Raw genomic sequence first — 15,627 nt, 5'->3', positions numbered from 1 at the left:
TTTTTTATTCATGGTAGCGGTAAAAACGAAATACAACTTGCCCCGTGAGAATAAGTTGCCTATTTTCGTCAGTAACGGATCCGTGACGACAAATCATTCTTTTAGTTTATGATTTAACAGGGAATTTTATGAAAGTACACTCCTATGACAGGATCTATAAATCACAGGAATATTTATCTTCTCTGGGGACGATCCATTTCCGTTCACTGTTCGGCAGCTACAGTCTGACTATCAAGAATACCGTCTTTGCGATGGTCGCGAATGGTGAGCTTTATCTGCGTGCCTGTGAGCAAAGCGTACAGTATTGTGTGCAGCATTCTCCAGTATGGCTGACATTTCTTAAACGCGGGCGTCCGGTCATGCTCAACTATTATCAGGTTGATGAAAGTCTTTGGCGCGACCAACAACAGTTGATCCAGTTATCGAAGTTTTCGCTGGATGCCGCGTTACAGGAGAAGTTGACTCGCTGTTCTCAGCAGCGTCTTAAGGATCTCCCCAATATGACCTTTCATCTGGAGAGTTTGCTGAATGACGCGGGGATCTACGACGTCGCCACTCTGCGTATGCTGGGGGCTAAAATGTGCTGGTTGCGACTTCGACAGATGAATAAATCCATCACTGACAAGGTGCTTTTTAATCTTGAAGGGGCCATTTATGGCATTCATGAAGCGGCGCTCCCGGCGATACGTCGCCAGGAGCTTGCTCTGTGGGTTAAGTCGCTTTCGCCGGCGCTGGTGTCTGTGGAGAAGATTGAGTGATTTGCCGCTGTAGTCGGCCCATTTCCGGCAGCAGGGCCACCAGTAGCCCAACTTGCTGAATCACCAGTGGCTCTTTGCTGTCCGGGCGCGGCTCAAGGTGCTGGATGCGCTGTTTCAGTTCGGCCAATGCTTGTTGCACCCGCTCTTCGTCGGCCGGGAGATGATGTAGCGCATCATCGACATAACAGACCGCATCGTCCAGTAATGCCAGGACGTCCGGGTTGGTGAGTTGTTCGCGATGCGCGCCTAATGCGGAAATATAACTGGTGAAGGTATGGTTGAGGCAGAGCAAACGGAACGCTGCCTCACGCGTCTGCGGGGTTACATCGGGCTCGCTGGACATGTTTGACACCACGGAGGCCAGTTCCGCATCGCGGTTATGAGCATCGCGTCGAGCAATCCGATACGCCAGTCGATTGTCGCGTCCCTGATGATACTGTTCCAGGATAGCGTCCAGATAGCGACAGTTGGCGTCGGTCGCTCTTTCCATCATTCGCGGGAGATTACGGAAACGCCAGTCAGGCCAGATAAAGCTTACCGCCGCCCAGGCAATGGCGCAGCCGATGAGCGTATCAATCACCCGGGGAAGGGCAACTTCAAATCCTTCGCCGAGCAAGTTGAAGCACAGCAGGACCAGCAGCGTAATAAACATGGTGGCGTGGGCATACTGGACGTTGCGAAAGGCAAAGAACAGCACGCCGGTGATCACCAGCAAAATGAGCTGCCCCTCCAGTGACGGAACGAACCACAAAATCGGGATACCAATCGCAACCCCGACCAGTGTCCCGATGATCCTCAGCGCCAGACGGTGCCGCGTGGCGTTGTAGTTTGGCTGGCAAACAAACAGACTGGTCAGCAGGATCCAGTACCCGTGATGCATCCCGGTTATCTGAATGATGGCATAGCCGACGCACAGAACCAGAGACATCCTGACTGCATGGCGAAACAGAGCAGATTCCGGGGTGAAGTTTCGGCTCAGTCGCAGCCAGATATCGCTAAATCCGTGCGGACTGTCATCGGCAAGCTGATTCTCCGACTCGTTGCGCGGCATGGCCTGTGCCTGTTCCGATTCAATTGTTGCCAGTTGTGCATCGATAGCGCGCAAATTAGCCAGCAAAAATCCCAGCGTTTTCAGCAGATCGGCGGGGGCGCCGTTTGTCCGCATCCGTTCAAGCGTGGCATCGAGATGCGTAAAGGCGCGCTCGAAATGTGGATCGTGCTGATAGGGGACGCGAAGCAAAATAGAGCGCGACAGTTGCAGGCAGGCCTGTCCCTGCATCGACATCAGTCGTTGAAAGCGGAACATGACGTCGCTGTGACGAAAATGGTCGCGCAGCGTCTGGTATTGAATATGTGAGGAACTGGCACGTTCATGAATATCCTGCGCCACAAAGTAATAATGCAGAGTTCGTCGCGTGCCGCGCTGCCCCCGGTCGCCGCGCAGGCGAGTCAGCAGGGACACCTTCGTCTGATTCAGCGTCGCCATCAGTTGGCCGTTGGCCAGCGCTAAATCATAAAGCGGTGCCTGGCTTTCGTCTTCAATATCCGGGTCAAAAAGACGCGATTTCAGCTCCAGATAGTGCGCCAGTTGTTCGTAGCTGCGTGCCAGATTGTCCTGCAATGGACGAATCGGGAAGAGAAGATGACCGGTAAGCGTCAGCCCGTTGTACCAGATAGCGCCTGCCAGCAGCAGAAGCGGTTGCTGATACCACTGGGCGTACAACGATGCGCCAAGCATGGTGTAAATCGCGATCAGCAGCGCGCCAAAAGCAATCGTCGCATAACGCTGCCCTAAACCGCCGAGCAGGATAAAACCGCTGGTAGAGAGCGTCAATCCGATGGCGAACAGCCACGGGTACGGGAAAAGTAGCTCGACCGAGGCGGAGGCGATAAAAAAGCAGATGAGCGTGATGATCAGGTTACGCAGACGGCCCGCGAGCCGATCGTCCAGATCGGTTAACGCCGCCGCCACCATCCCCAGCGTCAGGGGGATGGTCAGTTTGACATCGCCCAGCCACCAGGGCAGGGCAGTTGTTCCGCAGAGGGCGATAAAAATACGCACGTAATACAACCAGGTGCTGTTCCAGGTATAGCGGCGAAGCAAGGGACTTAACATACTGGCTTAGCGTCCTGGTTATTCAAAACGACGGCGGGCGTTCGCTTCACGTGCCGCACGCGCGACTTCCACGGAGACGACGCGACGTCCCACCGGCCAGAGTGCAATCGCGGCAATTTTAAAGTTCGCAATGCCAACCGGAATACCAATGATCGTGATGCACAGCGCGATACCTGTGGCAATGTGCATCAGGCACAGCCACCAGCCGAAGAAGATCAGCCAGAAAATATTCAACAGCGTCCCGCCTGTATTCATCAGCACGCTTTTTCCCGCCGGATCCAGTTCATCGACATGGACCGCCTCATTTCCGTAAGGCAGCAGCGACAGTTTGGTGATTTCCCAGCATGAACGGGTGAGCGGCAGGGTGAAGATCAGCACAATACTGACCAGCGTCGCCAGGAACCACGACAGCGTGGTGGCAAATCCCCCAAGCACAAAATTTAAAATATTCAGAACGGTACGCATAGACCCTCGGTTGATTCTGGTTTTCTATGATTTCTGGCAATTGTAACGTTTTTTTGGGCTGGAGCACGTATTCTCTGGCGGTTACACTGAGAAGAAATACGCTTTGTCTGGATCGGCTGAGTCATGGAACTGAAAGCAACGTCTATTGGAAAACGTCTGGCGCAACACCCTTACGATCGGGCGGTGATCCTCAATGCTGGCATTAAAGTGTCGGGCGATCGCCATGAGTATCTCATTCCCTTCAATCAGTTACTGGCGATTCACTGCAAGCGTGGACTGGTGTGGGGCGAGCTTGAATTCGTACTGCCGGATGAAAAAGTGGTGCGACTGCATGGCACCGAGTGGGCTGAAACCCAGCGTTTCCACCATCATCTGAACACCCGCTGGCAGCTGTGGAGTCAGGAAATGAGTGAAGTTGCGGCCAGTGTACTGCAGGAGCAACTGAACTTAATCGCTACCCGAACCGGGCAGAATGCCTGGCTGACGCGCGAGCAGACGACAGGATTACAGCAGCAGATCCTACGGGCGTTTGCCGCGCTGCCGCTGCCGGTTAATCGGCTGGAAGAGTTTGATAACTGTCGCGATGCGCTACGACAGTGCCAGGCGTGGCTGAAAGATATCGAAGCGTGTCGTTTGCAGCACAATCAGGCGTATACCGAAACGATGTTGACGGAATACGCCGATTTCTTCCAGCAGGTGGAATCGTCACCGCTTAATCCGGCTCAGGCCAGAGCGGTAGTCAATGGCGAACATTCTTTGCTGGTGCTGGCGGGGGCAGGTAGTGGCAAAACGTCGGTGCTGGTGGCGCGTGCGGGCTGGCTGCTGGCGCGCGGCGAAGCGGCGGCAGAACAGATCCTGCTGCTGGCTTTTGGCCGTAAAGCGGCACAGGAGATGGACGAACGTATCCGCGAGCGACTGCATACCGAGGAGATAACAGCGCGGACGTTTCATGCCCTGGCGCTGCATATCATTCAGCAGGGCAGTAAAAAAGTTCCGACCATCAGTAAGCTTGAAAATGACACCGCCGCGCGAAATAAACTGTTTATCAGCACCTGGCGTCAGCAATGCAGCGAGAAGAAAGCGCAGGCGAAAGGCTGGCGACAGTGGCTGGAAGAGGAGATGCAGTGGACGGTGCCTGAAGGGAATTTCTGGGATGATGAAAAACTTCAGCGTCGTCTTGCCTCACGTCTGGATCGCTGGGTGAGCCTGATGCGTATGCATGGTGGTGCCCAGGCGGAGATGATCGCCAGCGCACCGGAAGAGATTCGGGATCTGTTCAGCAAGCGGGTGAAGCTGATGGCACCTTTGCTGAAGGCCTGGAAAAGTGCGCTGAAAGCGGAAAACGCCGTCGATTTTTCCGGTCTGATCCATCAGGCTATCGTGATTCTGGAAAAAGGGCGTTTTGTCAGTCCATGGAAGCATATTCTGGTGGATGAATTTCAGGATATCTCTCCGCAGCGCGCGGCGCTGCTGGCCGCGCTGCGTAAACAAAACAGCCACACCACGCTGTTTGCCGTTGGGGATGACTGGCAAGCCATTTACCGTTTTAGCGGCGCACAGCTTTCGTTGACGACCGCGTTCCATCAGACCTTTGGTGACGGTGATCGTTGTGACCTCGATACCACCTATCGTTTCAACAACCGAATCGGGGAAATTGCTAACCGCTTTATTCAACAGAACCCGCATCAACTGAAGAAGCCGCTCAATAGTCTGACGACGGGAGATAAGAAAGCCGTCACGCTGTTGGAAGAAACGCAACTGGATGCGCTGTTGGATAAGCTTTCCGGTTACGCGAAAGCCGATGAGCGGATTCTGGTGCTGGCCCGTTACCACCATTTGAAACCAGCCAGTCTCGAAAAGGCGGCAACTCGCTGGCCGAAGTTGCAGCTTGATTTTATGACTATCCATGCCAGCAAGGGACAGCAGGCGGATTACGTCATCATTGTCGGGTTACAGGAAGGAAGCGATGGTTTTCCGGCACCGGCGCGTGAATCCATCATGGAAGAAGCGTTGCTGCCGGTTGTGGAAGATTTCCCGGATGCAGAAGAACGGCGATTGCTTTACGTTGCTCTGACCCGTGCCCGTCATCGTGTCTGGTTGCTGTATAACAAAGCGAACCCGTCACGCTTTGTGGAGGATCTCAAAGACCTGGACGTTCCGGTAGCGAGAAAAGCGTAAGCTACAGGCGACGTACGTCGCCTGTACGGGATTACTTGAGACGTTCAGCCAGATAACGTGGGTAGTCCGGGATGAGCACGTCAACATTATCATTGAAGTGTGGCGACTGGATGATGAAATCCGCCGTGGCGACGTTGGTGGCGACGGGGATATTCCAGACGGTCGCCAGACGGAGCAATGCTTTCACATCCGGATCGTGCGGAACGGCGTTAAGCGGATCCCAGAAGAAAATCAGTACATCAATTTTCCCTTCAGAAATCAACGCGCCCACCTGCTGATCGCCACCCATCGGACCGCTCAGCATGGCGTTAACGTCCATACCCGTTGCGCGTTGAATGAGATTACCGGTCGTCCCGGTAGCGTAGAGCACATGCTTTTCCAGTAACGGCTGGTGGCGTTCTACCCAGCTCATCAACATCTTTTTGCAGTGATCGTGTGCAACCAGCGCAATGTGCTTACGCGCCGGCAAAGTGCGAGTCGTCAGTTCCATCATTCAGTTCCATTGTGGGTTTTGCTACAGAGTACTGAATGTGTCTGATGCTGCAAGAGAAAGACGAAAAAAAAGCCCTGTGCGTCGAAGACATCATGAAGAGGGTTGTTTCTCCGCCCACTGCAGAAAACTATTGCGGGTTTGTGGATCTGCCTGGCGAAACCAGTACTTCAGGCGCTGCTCAGTGAGTGTTTGAGATTGCGGCGGGATAGTATCCAGTTCTGAGACTCCCGAAAGCAAAGTGCTGTCGTCGGCCATCATCGTGGCGAATTGGGGTAAGGAGGCACGTTTTGCCGATTTATTGTAGCGCTCCGTTTCTGCCTCAAAATCAACGGTTTTGGATTTCGAGGTAACGGCGAGGATATCCAGTTGTACCGGGATCGGCATCGCGTCGCCATCCAGCAACTCCAGACGCGGAGCGGTATCGAAATGGTTGGCTTCACGGTCGCTTTCCAGACGCGGAAGATGAAAATTGACCTGGCCTACGCGCTGTGTGTCAAAACTTACCACCAGCGGCGGGGAAATGTAGAGCCGTTCTTCATGGCTGGAGAGACGGATGGTCTTCTCAACCCGAAAAACAAGTTGATGCGGTCCGTTGTCGAGTTCAATGCTGTCGGCACCGCGCAGAAGTGAGCTGGAGACCTTCTTGCCGTCCAGCACCAGCAGGTCAATATCGGTTGAAAGACGGAGAGTGGTGGCGAAAACCGTGACCGGCAAACAGAGGGCAATCATCAGGGTCACAGTACCGGTTTTCATAGGGTTCTCCTGTCCAAAGACCGCCCGATAAGAATGTATCAAAATTTTTCGACAATCATGTTTACTAACATATAGACATATTTTGGCGTTTTGCTCTCATACTTACGGGTGGGACGCATGGTTGGGTTGTCAGGATTGTCGTACACTTTGCAAAACAGCCTGGAGAATGATGATGAAAGAGACCGATATTGCTGGCATTTTGACCTCGACCCGTACTATCGCATTGGTTGGCGCAAGCGATAAACCCGACCGTCCAAGCTACCGTGTGATGAAGTATTTACTCGATCAGGGTTATCACGTGATTCCGGTTTCCCCAAAGGTCGCCGGGAAGACGTTGCTGGGCCAGCAGGGCTATGCGACGCTGGCGGACGTGCCGGAAAAAGTGGACATGGTGGATGTGTTCCGCAATTCAGAGGCTGCCTGGGGCGTCGCTCAGGACGCCATTGCGATTGGCGCGAAAACGCTGTGGATGCAGTTGGGCGTGATCAATGAGCAGGCGGCGGTGCTGGCGCGTGAAGCGGGTCTGATGGTGGTGATGGATCGCTGCCCGGCGATTGAAATCCCACGACTGGGATTGACGAAGTAAGGAAACGGGCCCGATAAGCAATGTGCCATCGGGCCTTAACCAGGATCAGTTACGCAGGCGTGGCGCCTGCAACTGTTTACGGATGGTCTGAGCAAGCTCGTCCATCGAAGGCTGTTCAGGATGCTCGTCCTGCGTTTCGCTGCTTAGCTGCGCTTCGGCAAGATACGTATGCACTGGGCGACCGTCGTCATCTTCCATCACCACGTGATACCACGGAGCGGCGCGAAGTTCGTCGTTAACCGCCAACTCATCAGGTGACGGCTCTGCAAGCGAATAAACCGGGTCGATATCCACGACCACTCCGAGATATCCTAACAGGGAATGGCGGACCTGCTGGCCGATACCGAATTTGCTGGCAATCATAGTCACCTCCCGGGAAATCATTACTCTCGATATGAGGGTAAAATTCCACTTTTCAAGTTACATGACGCGACAGGCAAACCCTTTGAGATACAGCCCTTCCGGGTAGGTAGCGATCACGGGATGATCGGCGGCCTGACGGAACTGCTCTATAAATTGTACATCACGACCTGCATCAATTGCGGCATCGGCGATGATTTTCTGAAATAAATCTGTTGTCATCAGGCCTGAACAGGAGAAAGTCAGCAGCACACCTCCGGGATTCAGCAACTGGATCGCCAGCATGTTGATATCTTTGTAACCCCGACACGCCCCCATCAACTGGCTTTTGTTTTCGACAAACTTCGGCGGATCCATCACGATGACATCAAATTTCTCACCGCGATCGCGATAGGTCCGTAACAGTTTAAAGACGTCGTCACGGACAAATTCAGCTTTGCTGAGATCGAGTTTGTTCAGTTCGACGTTCTGTTTTGCAATATCCAGCGCTTCCTGGGACGTATCGACGCTAATCACCTGACGGCAGCCACCCATCAGCGCAGAAACGGCGAAACCGCCGGTGTAGGAGAAGCAATTGAGCACCCGTTGGTTGTCCACATAACGGCGCGTTGCCAGACGACTGTCACGCTGATCGAGGTAATAACCCGTTTTGTGACCGCCCTGGATGTCAACCAGCAGCTTCATACCATGCTCTTCAATAGGTAGCAGAGCAGGGGGGAGCTCACCGGTGACCGGTCCCTGGGTCAGCTCCATCCCCTCCTTTTTACGCACCGCGACATCGCTACGGTCATAAATCGCACATTCCGGGTAGAGCGCTTGCAGTGCGCTAATCAATGCGGCACGCTGATATTCCGCCCCGGCGCTGAGCAGTTGCAGCACCAGGAAATGGCCAAAGCGATCGATGGTTACACCCGGCAAGCCATCGGACTCCCCGGCGATCAACCGATAACTGTCCAGCCCATCTTTTTTCGCCAGCCAGTCACGCCATTGCTGTGCCTGTTGCAGACGACGGGTGAAGAAGGCGATATCGACAGATTCGGACTTGTCGAAGGTCCAGACGCGTGCGCGGATTTGCGAGGCCGGGGAAAAGGCTCCACGGGCTAACCATTTGCCCTGATGGTCAACAATATCGATGGTTTCGCCGAGGTTGGCTTTACCTTCCATGCGGGCTACGGCACCGGAAAACACCCACGGATGGCGGCGAAGTAATGATTTTTCGCGCCCTTTGGCTAACACTAAACGTACACTCATAATTTACGGTTCTGTCGAATCAAAGAAATGGGCGCCATTGTCCTGAGTTTTACCCGGATTTGCAACGCGCCCGAGGATGTGAAGGAGAATAACAATGTCGAGAGTCTGCATAATCGCGTGGGTTTACGGTCGGGTTCAGGGCGTGGGATTTCGTTATACCACGCAGCATGAAGCGCGGCGACTGAGTTTAACCGGCTATGCGAGGAACATGGATGATGGCAGCGTGGAGGTTGTTGCCAGTGGCGAAGCGGAGCAGGTCGACAAGTTACTGAGGTGGCTCAAAGACGGTGGTCCGAGTTCTGCACGTGTAGACAGAGTCCTGAGCGAGCCGCACCGCCCTCGTGAGGAATTTACCGGTTTTAGTATTCGCTATTAAATACACTTCACCGGCTTCGGCAGGCCAGCAATTTTGGTGGCCTGTTTCGCCGGACCTTTCGGGAACAGACGATACAGATAACGACTGTTGCCTTTTTCCTCGCCAAACTTATTCGCCATCGCCTTGACCAGCATGCGAATGGCAGGCGAAGTATTAAATTCCAGATAGAAGCCACGTACAAAACGCACCACTTCCCAATGTTCCGGGGAAAGGGTAATGCCCTCGTTTTCAGCAATGACCACCGCCATCGGTTCGCTCCACTGCGCGCTCTCTTTCAGATAGCCGTCGGGGTCGGTTGCGATTTCTTTACCTTCAAAGATCAACATATATTCTTCATTGCGTTAGACAACCTGGCGGCAGTTTACCAAAAAACAAAGCCCCGCATAAGCGGGGCCGGGTGTCATGCTTTGTTGCCGTTAATCGCGGCTGGCGAAGCCCAGAATGCTGAGCAGGCTGACAAAGATGTTATACAGTGAAACGTAGAGGCTAACCGTCGCACGGATGTAGTTAGTCTCGCCGCCACGGATGATGTTGCTGGTTTCAAACAGGATCGCGCCTGAAGAAATCAGGATAAACACCGCGCTGATTGCCAGATGCAGTGCCGGCAGTTGCAGGAAAATGTTAGCCACCATGCCAATCAGTACCACTACGATACCGGCCATCAGCATACCGCCGAGGAAGGACATGTCTTTACGAGTTGTCAGCACGTAGGCGGAGCAGCAGAAGAACACAAGCGCAGTACCACCCAACGCCATACCGATCACGTCGCCCATTCCTGCGGACAGGTAAGCGTTCAGAATCGGCCCGAGGATGTAACCGAGGAAGCCGGTGAAGGCGAATGCGGAAATAATGCCGCTTGGCTTGTTTGCGGTTTTATAGGTCAGGAACATCAGTCCGTACATCCCCACCAGTGTCAGAATCAGACCTGGAGAAGGCAGCATCAGCACGGTGCTGGCGGTAGCGGTGATCGCCGAAAACGCCAGCGTCAGGCTCAGTAGAAAATAGGTATTGCGCAGCACTTTATGCGTGCTGAGTAGCGATGTACGGTCATGTGATGAACTAACAATACGATCCATGAGTCACTCTCTTATGACAGATGTAATTAATGATGGAGGATAATGAAAACACAGCCGCGCACACAGCGCTTTTACCCATCTTTACTCATTTGATCTAAATCAGGTTTCACCGTGGATCACGAAGAATGGTTGATAAAGCATGAGTGTTGTGTTGAATAAATGGTCAATCTGTTGTTATTTCAGGCTATTAACAGCATTTTGACTGTTTTTCAGGCAAACGAACACATTCGGGCTTTACACGGCGCATTGGGATGTTTATAGTGCGCCTCATTCCGGAAGTGTGGCCGAGCGGTTGAAGGCACCGGTCTTGAAAACCGGCGACCCGAAAGGGTTCCAGAGTTCGAATCTCTGCGCTTCCGCCAGATTAAACAAGGGGTTACCGAAAGGTAACCCCTTTGTTTTTATGGCACTTAGAATACAATTAGAATATCCACTTAGAATATCTCGCGAAAAACGGTTTATTTTTTCACGATTTTCCTGCCAAAAGCGGCGCGTCCAGCGTCGGAGTCACTTTCACGTTTGGCGTACAGCCGCTGCTGAGCTTCAGTAAGAATACAGATCGTAACCTGACCCGGGTGCAGATGCCGCTCCAGTTCCGCCGTAATGCGCAGTGGGAGATGGAGAGGGATATCACCATGACCGGGAAGAGAACCACGCTGTTTCTGGCTACCGGGGTGATCGACGATTTGCCTCCGCGTCCGTTTGAAATCCGCATGTTGCGCATCATGTATGACTGCACGACAGATTTGTTGCAGAACAACACGCTGTGGTGCGGGTAACTCTGGTCTCATTAAAAAAGCATAATGAGACCAGAGTTATTTTAGAAAATAACTTTAAATCCAAGCATGGCGCTTGTGTCACTGTACCCAGCATTACCAATTTGTTGGGCAACGTTGCCCCAGAGGTTAACGTTACGATTAAGCTGGCTTTCTACACCGGCTTTCAGCTCTGCAATGTTCCGTGTTCCTGCCTGTTCAACGTCAACACCACTCATAGATGCGCCAAAGCGTTTTGTATTATGGATCCAGTTAGCTTCGACGAAAGGCTCGAAAATTCGCTCTTTCCCTTCATCAATTTTGCTATGACCTTTGATAAATACACGTGCCCCAAGGCGGGACTGAATATTACCGTCTCCCTCACTGGTCACTCGCGTCCCATTAGCTTCACGATGTGTTTTGGCTTTAACACCCATCCAGGTTAACTGGCCAACGGTCTGGAAATAATAGCTTTCACGCTCATTTTTCTCACCGATTTTCCAGGTATAACCGGATTCAAGGGAGGCGGTGTATCCTTTCGATTTATAATCTTCCTGTGCCAGACCGTAGCCACTGACTGTGTTATCAAACCAGTTGTACAACAACCAGCTATCCACATAGGCACCCGTCTTTTCTTCATTATCCTGCAACCAGGTGCCATAAACGCCAACGCTGTAACCATCAATACTACCGTTACTGTAATAACGGTTCAGTTTGTTATGTGAGTTACTTTTCTGATTAGCATAACCGCCCATGACGCCGAGGTGATAACGGTCCTTTTCATCGCCGCTCCACTGCGCTATATCTCCACCTAGTTGGACAACGTAGCGGTTAGCCTGAGTGTTGATTTGACCGCTGTTATCTTTAAAGCGCGTATGTCCGCCGACGTGTCGCATCCAGAGGCTGGATACGTTGTCCGTTTCTCCCTTCAGTGCGTTTACATAGTGAGGTTCGCCCAAACGGTCATGTAAACGATGCTGGAACAATGTGTTCGCGGCTGCGATGTTTGCCACATACTCTCCACCTTCCGGGCGAAGCACTGGTGTAGGATCGGGGGTCGGAGTTGGATCGGGAGCTGGGTTCGTTGCAGTGTTGCTGACGAGATACCAATTTTCCCCTTTACGCACTACGTCATAGTCATAGGCGCCGGCAACAATACGACCGTATTTGGTAAACGTACCAATCGATTCGCCGCCAACATTCACAATTTCGATTCCCTGATGAGTCAGTGCACCCTTGCCGCCAATATTGTTAATGCTGACCTGGGTGTTTCCCGCAGCCACATCTCCCAGCACATACAGTTTGTCGGTTAATGAATCATCGCCACCGAGCACTGTATTCAGTGTCAGGATGCCATTCGTGCCGGAATAGTCCTCAACTACGTGCAGGAATTTAGGTGTGTAAGACGCGAAAGTGGTGGGTGCAGTGTAGGTTAAATTTGCATCATGAAGATCGAGGCGGGTAACAACGGAGTCTTCTGTCATATTCCAGATACTATTTGTTCTGGACATATCGAGGTAGATATAACCGTTATCTGCCGTATTCAGTGATTTATCAGCATTTAACTGGGTGGAATTGGCGCTACCGGTAAACGTGGAGCCCTGGGTCATGCGGAGATCAATAACCCCTTTATTTTCAGCTAACAAATTGCCGTTTACAATATAGGTTCCACGGGACTGCTGCCCACCCAGGTATGAGGATCCGATATACGAACCGAAACCGGTCGAATGCATCGCATAACTTCCGGTGCCTTCCAGATCGATATTCACATTCCTGGTCAGGAATATTTTTCCGCCTTCATAACTTTGCGTCTGGGCTCTGAGCATGCGCGTTCCCGGCGGAACATACTTATTACCATCCTCTGCTTTCAGGCCTGCAGCCCGATCGCCCCGGGTCACCACTGAAACATCGCCAACCTGTATCATTCCCGTTTTATTCGCGTAAACCGCATGGGCTTCATCCCCATTTGTTTGCACAGAAACATTATTTCCCAGCGTGATACGGGCGGTACTATGATCGGGAATAAACCCAAACGCGTTTTGATAGTAAGCGGAGCCAGCATACACACCGTAACCCGCCCCTCTGTAAACGTTGCTGCCGGTACCATCGGTAATAACAGAGACATTATCTCCTGCGGTTAAGACGTTATTTTTGTTACTCCCCAGGGTCAGTTCCAGCGCAATTCCCATTCCATATCGTGCATAGATATTCGTGGTTCCGGTAAGCGTGATATTGGCGTAATCCACTTCCTGCAACAGAATGCCGGAAGAATTTTCACCATAGGTTTTAATTGTTAAATTACTATCAATGATCGCCGTGGAAATACGGCCAATAATGCCATCTGAATATTTACCGATAGTGGAAATAGTAATATTATCTGCTGCTAAATGATGCGTTGGTTGGCGAAAATCTAACCCGTAACCTCTGTCATTCGCTGTTGTATTAATGGTGATATTGTCATAAGCGTTAATTTTACTATCTATATCATTAACCAGCCCTGTATCTCCATTGCAGATGGCAGTGACACCATCTGAAGAACTACAGACCGCTTCAGCCGTATATCCATGACAGGGAAGCATGCTCAATACAATTACATATTTTTTAAACACTGTAACAACTCCATGTTTTATTAAAAGTCTTCACCCAGAAAATAATTCTTAACAATAATTATACAAAGGTTTTTATATTAGCCTTTTTTTTGTGCTTTTTTTTGATTTCAAATAAATTGAAAGACATAACCTGTATTTTTTATGTAGAAAAATCCTAATTTCAGGCAAGGCTTTCGCTGTAAGAACCACCGGGAAGGCGAAGATTGATAACCAGGAGGAGGGCTGGAAGTTACTAAAAGATAAAAAAGACTGGCCGCTAATCACTCATTTGATAACTCATCGGCAATATTGGAGTGAAAAACATAATGACGATGAAAGCGCTTAACTCCAGTAATGTTCGTTCCTCGCGCCTGTTGGCCTGATTCCCTTCAACCAGGCCATGGCATACGACTCTGCTAGAGATTACCCACTCCACCATCAACCAATAGCTCAGTACCAACGACGAATGAGGATTCATCAGACGCGAGGAAAACGACTGCTTTAGCCAATTCATATGGGGTCCCTAAACGTCCGATGGGAACCAGCGCTCGAATATCTTCCCTGAGCTTATCTTTGTCCACTCCACCCCCAACGTTGTTCAGTGCCGGTGTTTCAGTCGGGCCGGGGCTTAAGCCATTTACACGGATTCCGCGCGGATGAAGCTCCGCAGAAAGTGTGCGTGCCAGAGAGAGAATCGCCGCTTTACTTGCAGCGTAAGCACTACTTTGCGGAAAACCAATACGCGCGCTAACTGAGCCACAAACAATGACGGAGGACGGATTAGAAAACATTGGAAGCAGTGCTTTGATCAGGAAGAATGGGCCTTTAAGATTGGTATTCATCAGCGCATCGTAAGCCTGCTCATCCCAGGATTCCAGTGGCTTATGTGTAACATCACCTGCGTTTATATATAAAATATCAAGTCTCGGCCATAGCGCCTGTAACGCCGTTGCTAAGTGCGCTTGTTGAGGGATATCACCTGCCTCAGTTCGAAAAATAACAACGTCAATTAACTCTTTTTTGGCCTCCAGTAGTTTTTTTTCACTACGACCCGTGATGGCAACCTTTGCTCCTTCTGCCAGAAACTGACGTGCCGTCTCTAAACCAATACCGCTAGTACCACCGGTAATCAGTGCGTACTTGCCCTCAAGTCTGCCCATTTTCCTACCCCCACGTATTATTCGTGGAGTAATTATTTATCCTTTAGTATCCTTTGGAAAGTAGGCACCATTTGGATACTAAGGAACCTTATGGGATGCAATGAAGTGAGACCGGGGACCCAATGACACATAATATTTCGCCGTTAGCTGAGAGTAATACAGGATGTCCGATGGTCAGTTTTGTGAATCTGATAGCCGGTAAGTGGGCGATCCCCATCCTTTATCGTTTGATTATATTAGGCGAACCTGTTCGTTTTAGTGAATTACAACGGGCGGTGAGACCTATCACTCAGAAAGAACTGACTCGTCAGTTGCGACAGTTTGAGGCTCGCGGGTTGGTTAACCGAAAAGTGTTTGCTGAAGTCCCCCCGAGAGTGGAGTATCAAATAACCGAGCTGGGTAAATCACTGCGCCCGACACTTGATTCTCTTGCTGAGTGGATGACAGCTAACGCGAACTTGATGAATACTCATGCGGACAGAACGTCAGGTGATAAACGCACTGGAACTGAAGTAATCCCTCTAATGGACCGGCAGCCTGCAGGTCCTTAACAAAACTGTTCGGGAAGACTTTTCATGCCCCTCATCAGAGATGAGGTTTACTATAACCGGCGAAACCGTATTAAAAACAGTTGGAGCTGGAAAGTATAGCTTTAGGCATGCAAACTCGGCACTGAGCATTTACACACGTTAATCTAATCAGCAATGCGGAT

General features: G+C 51.3%; 15 protein-coding genes, 1 tRNA gene and 1 pseudogene. 7 read left to right on the top strand and 10 right to left on the bottom strand.

Annotated features, from left to right (window positions below; all coding sequences use genetic code 11):
- The first annotated feature begins 128 nt into the window (after positions 1–128).
- Complete coding sequence (locus I6L53_RS13805) at positions 129–758, top strand: TfoX/Sxy family DNA transformation protein (RefSeq protein ID WP_042319983.1); 630 nt, start codon at positions 129–131, stop codon at positions 756–758.
- On the opposite strand, the gene yccS is transcribed toward I6L53_RS13805, so the two are convergent.
- A complete protein-coding gene (gene yccS, locus I6L53_RS13800; protein WP_042319981.1) occupies positions 712–2,874 on the bottom strand; it encodes a YccS family putative transporter in 2,163 nt (720 codons plus the stop codon). The two genes, I6L53_RS13805 and yccS, sit on opposite strands and share 47 nt — an antisense overlap.
- A gap of 18 nt (positions 2,875–2,892) precedes the next feature.
- A complete protein-coding gene (locus I6L53_RS13795; RefSeq protein ID WP_042319980.1) occupies positions 2,893–3,339 on the bottom strand; it encodes a YccF domain-containing protein in 447 nt (148 codons plus the stop codon).
- Between the two features lie 123 nt (positions 3,340–3,462).
- Between I6L53_RS13795 and helD the strand changes: the two genes are divergently transcribed.
- Complete coding sequence (helD, locus tag I6L53_RS13790) at positions 3,463–5,517, top strand: DNA helicase IV (RefSeq protein ID WP_042319976.1); 2,055 nt, start codon at positions 3,463–3,465, stop codon at positions 5,515–5,517.
- Positions 5,518–5,548: 31 nt separating this feature from the next.
- Here the strand turns inward: helD and mgsA are convergent, their stop codons facing one another.
- The gene (mgsA, locus tag I6L53_RS13785; protein WP_042319974.1) at positions 5,549–6,007 is read right to left on the bottom strand and encodes a methylglyoxal synthase; all 459 of its coding nucleotides are present in this window, start codon (positions 6,005–6,007) and stop codon (positions 5,549–5,551) included.
- Positions 6,008–6,100: 93 nt separating this feature from the next.
- On the bottom strand, positions 6,101–6,763 hold the full coding sequence (gene csgI / locus I6L53_RS13780; RefSeq protein WP_042319972.1) for a curli synthesis inhibitor: 663 nt from the start codon (positions 6,761–6,763) through the stop codon (positions 6,101–6,103).
- Between the two features lie 172 nt (positions 6,764–6,935).
- Here csgI and I6L53_RS13775 point away from each other — a divergent pair, with 172 nt between their 5' ends.
- Positions 6,936–7,349, top strand: a complete 414-nt coding sequence (locus tag I6L53_RS13775) for a CoA-binding protein (protein ID WP_042319968.1) — start codon at positions 6,936–6,938, stop codon at positions 7,347–7,349.
- A 45-nt stretch (positions 7,350–7,394) separates the two neighbouring features.
- On the opposite strand, the gene hspQ is transcribed toward I6L53_RS13775, so the two are convergent.
- Positions 7,395–7,712 carry a heat shock protein HspQ gene (gene hspQ / locus I6L53_RS13770; RefSeq protein WP_042319966.1) on the bottom strand — a complete coding sequence of 106 codons (318 nt, stop codon included), beginning with the start codon at positions 7,710–7,712 and terminating at the stop codon, positions 7,395–7,397.
- A gap of 57 nt (positions 7,713–7,769) precedes the next feature.
- A complete protein-coding gene (gene rlmI, locus I6L53_RS13765) occupies positions 7,770–8,960 on the bottom strand; it encodes a 23S rRNA (cytosine(1962)-C(5))-methyltransferase RlmI (RefSeq protein ID WP_042319964.1) in 1,191 nt (396 codons plus the stop codon).
- A 94-nt stretch (positions 8,961–9,054) separates the two neighbouring features.
- On the opposite strand from rlmI, the gene yccX reads away from it, so the two are divergent.
- Positions 9,055–9,336 carry an acylphosphatase gene (gene yccX, locus I6L53_RS13760; RefSeq protein ID WP_042319962.1) on the top strand — a complete coding sequence of 94 codons (282 nt, stop codon included), beginning with the start codon at positions 9,055–9,057 and terminating at the stop codon, positions 9,334–9,336.
- Here the strand turns inward: yccX and tusE are convergent.
- The gene (gene tusE / locus I6L53_RS13755) at positions 9,333–9,662 is read right to left on the bottom strand and encodes a sulfurtransferase TusE (protein ID WP_042319960.1); all 330 of its coding nucleotides are present in this window, start codon (positions 9,660–9,662) and stop codon (positions 9,333–9,335) included. The genes yccX and tusE overlap by 4 nt on opposite strands.
- 90 nt (positions 9,663–9,752) lie before the next feature.
- Positions 9,753–10,412 carry an FtsH protease modulator YccA gene (gene yccA, locus I6L53_RS13750; protein ID WP_012905355.1) on the bottom strand — a complete coding sequence of 220 codons (660 nt, stop codon included), beginning with the start codon at positions 10,410–10,412 and terminating at the stop codon, positions 9,753–9,755.
- A gap of 274 nt (positions 10,413–10,686) precedes the next feature.
- Here yccA and I6L53_RS13745 point away from each other — a divergent pair.
- A tRNA-Ser gene (locus I6L53_RS13745) sits at positions 10,687–10,774 on the top strand.
- A gap of 150 nt (positions 10,775–10,924) precedes the next feature.
- Positions 10,925–11,188: pseudogene (gene gpJ, locus I6L53_RS13740) on the top strand (TipJ family phage tail tip protein); the annotation flags it as partial.
- 44 nt (positions 11,189–11,232) lie between these two features.
- Here the strand turns inward: gpJ and I6L53_RS13735 are convergent.
- Both I6L53_RS13735 and I6L53_RS13730 read right to left on the bottom strand, forming a co-directional pair.
- Complete coding sequence (locus I6L53_RS13735) at positions 11,233–13,776, bottom strand: autotransporter outer membrane beta-barrel domain-containing protein (RefSeq protein ID WP_052425387.1); 2,544 nt, start codon at positions 13,774–13,776, stop codon at positions 11,233–11,235.
- 395 nt (positions 13,777–14,171) lie between these two features.
- Positions 14,172–14,915, bottom strand: a complete 744-nt coding sequence (locus tag I6L53_RS13730; protein WP_042319956.1) for an SDR family oxidoreductase — start codon at positions 14,913–14,915, stop codon at positions 14,172–14,174.
- A 122-nt stretch (positions 14,916–15,037) separates the two neighbouring features.
- On the opposite strand from I6L53_RS13730, the gene I6L53_RS13725 reads away from it, so the two are divergent.
- Positions 15,038–15,466 carry a winged helix-turn-helix transcriptional regulator gene (locus I6L53_RS13725; protein ID WP_084196584.1) on the top strand — a complete coding sequence of 143 codons (429 nt, stop codon included), beginning with the start codon at positions 15,038–15,040 and terminating at the stop codon, positions 15,464–15,466.
- Positions 15,467–15,627 lie beyond the last annotated feature (161 nt).

Source organism: Citrobacter farmeri (assembly GCF_019048065.1).
Classification (GTDB): domain Bacteria; phylum Pseudomonadota; class Gammaproteobacteria; order Enterobacterales; family Enterobacteriaceae; genus Citrobacter_A; species Citrobacter_A farmeri.
The sequence above is the reverse complement of the archived record's forward strand: the minus strand, read 5'-3'. Positions and strand labels throughout refer to the sequence as shown.

Bases quoted from the DNA above. Each gene is read 5' to 3' on its own strand.
- I6L53_RS13805 (WP_042319983.1), top strand. From the start codon at position 129: ATGAAAGTACACTCCTATGACAGGATCTATAAATCACAGGAATATTTA.
- yccS (WP_042319981.1), bottom strand. From the start codon at position 2,874: ATGTTAAGTCCCTTGCTTCGCCGCTATACCTGGAACAGCACCTGGTTG.
- I6L53_RS13795 (WP_042319980.1), bottom strand. From the start codon at position 3,339: ATGCGTACCGTTCTGAATATTTTAAATTTTGTGCTTGGGGGATTTGCC.
- helD (WP_042319976.1), top strand. From the start codon at position 3,463: ATGGAACTGAAAGCAACGTCTATTGGAAAACGTCTGGCGCAACACCCT.
- mgsA (WP_042319974.1), bottom strand. From the start codon at position 6,007: ATGGAACTGACGACTCGCACTTTGCCGGCGCGTAAGCACATTGCGCTG.
- csgI (WP_042319972.1), bottom strand. From the start codon at position 6,763: ATGAAAACCGGTACTGTGACCCTGATGATTGCCCTCTGTTTGCCGGTC.
- I6L53_RS13775 (WP_042319968.1), top strand. From the start codon at position 6,936: ATGAAAGAGACCGATATTGCTGGCATTTTGACCTCGACCCGTACTATC.
- hspQ (WP_042319966.1), bottom strand. From the start codon at position 7,712: ATGATTGCCAGCAAATTCGGTATCGGCCAGCAGGTCCGCCATTCCCTG.
- rlmI (WP_042319964.1), bottom strand. From the start codon at position 8,960: ATGAGTGTACGTTTAGTGTTAGCCAAAGGGCGCGAAAAATCATTACTT.
- yccX (WP_042319962.1), top strand. From the start codon at position 9,055: ATGTCGAGAGTCTGCATAATCGCGTGGGTTTACGGTCGGGTTCAGGGC.
- tusE (WP_042319960.1), bottom strand. From the start codon at position 9,662: ATGTTGATCTTTGAAGGTAAAGAAATCGCAACCGACCCCGACGGCTAT.
- yccA (WP_012905355.1), bottom strand. From the start codon at position 10,412: ATGGATCGTATTGTTAGTTCATCACATGACCGTACATCGCTACTCAGC.
- I6L53_RS13730 (WP_042319956.1), bottom strand. From the start codon at position 14,915: ATGGGCAGACTTGAGGGCAAGTACGCACTGATTACCGGTGGTACTAGC.
- I6L53_RS13725 (WP_084196584.1), top strand. From the start codon at position 15,038: ATGACACATAATATTTCGCCGTTAGCTGAGAGTAATACAGGATGTCCG.